General features: G+C 69.7%; 1 protein-coding gene. It reads right to left on the reverse strand.

Annotated features, from left to right (window positions below; all coding sequences use genetic code 11):
• Positions 1-33: 33 nt before the first annotated feature.
• A protein-coding gene (locus tag OP86_RS32460; RefSeq protein ID WP_245231851.1) for an IS3 family transposase occupies positions 34-1,229 on the reverse strand; the annotation gives its coding sequence in 2 pieces (ribosomal slippage) (positions 34-948 and positions 951-1,229; 1,194 coding nt in all).
• Between the last annotated feature and the right edge of the window lie 17 nt (positions 1,230-1,246).

The following is a 1,246-nucleotide window of genomic DNA, read 5'->3' on the forward strand; positions in this document are numbered from 1 at the left end:
CGGGCTTTGCCCTATTTCGTAGACACTCGCCTGCTATGCGACTAGTTCCAGGTTAGTGACGCTTCTGGCGTGCTGCCGTTCGTAGTCGACGGGACTGCGGTAGCCGAGGGCGGAGTGTCGCCGCTTGCGGTTGTACCAGGCTATCCAGGCGAAGACCGCCATGCGGGCCTGCGGCCTGGTCAGCCAGCGTGAACCGTAGAGCAGTTCACGCTTCAACGTGGCGAAGAATGACTCCGCGAGGGCGTTGTCATAGCTGGAGCCGACCCGGCCCATCGAACGCCGTATCCCGTACGCCTGGCAGACCTCGGCGAACGCCGCCGACGTGTATTGCGCTCCGCGGTCGGAGTGAAAGACCACTCCGCGCACGTCGCCGCCCCGGGCGCCGACCGCGGACCGGACGGCGTCGATGACCAGGCCGGCGCGCATGTGCTCCGCGAGCGACCAGCCCACGACCCGCCGCGAGTGCATGTCGATCACCGTCGCCAGATACATCCACGAGCCGCCGACCGGCAGGTACGTGATGTCGCCGCACCACCGGTCGTCCGGCGCCGGAGCGGCGAACACCCGCCCCACCAGGTCTGGCGCCGGTGGCACGCTGCGGTCCGCGACCGTCGTGCGGACCGTGCGCCGCAGGTGCCGGCCGGCGATCCCTCGCTCGCGCATCAGCCGGGCGACGCGCTTGTGGTTGACCACGCCGTGCCGCTCCCGCAGTTCGCGGGTGATCCGTGGAACGCCGTAGGCGCCGTTCGACTCGCTGTGGATCTCCTCGATCCGGGCGCCCAGGTCCTCGTCGGCGGACCTGCGCGCGGCCCGGGTGGCCGCCGCGGCGAGCCACCGGTAGAAGCCGGACGCGGAGACGCTCAGCACCCGGCACAGCCGCTGTACTCCGTACAGGTCACGATGGTCGGAGATGAACCGCCAGCGGCCGGTCATCGACCCATCTCCTTGGCAAAATATTGGGCTGCCTTCCGCAGGATCTCCTTCTCCAGCTCCAGCTCACGGACCTGCTTGCGCAGCCTGCGCAGTTCCTCGCGCTCGGCCGGGGTCAACGGGCCCTCACCGTCCGCACCCGACACGGCCGCCTCCGCCTGCGACCGCGCGACCCACTGGCGCAGCGATTCCGGGTTGACACCCAGCTCGCGCGCCACCGACGGGATGCGCCGCCCGCTGGACTCCACCAGCGCGACCGCGTCCCGCTTGAACTCCCCCGAGTACCTCGCAGTACCCATGAGGACATCCTCTCCAC

The sequence above is a fragment of the Streptomyces novaecaesareae genome, from assembly GCF_000716875.1.
Classification (GTDB): Bacteria; Actinomycetota; Actinomycetes; order Streptomycetales; family Streptomycetaceae; genus Kitasatospora; species Kitasatospora novaecaesareae.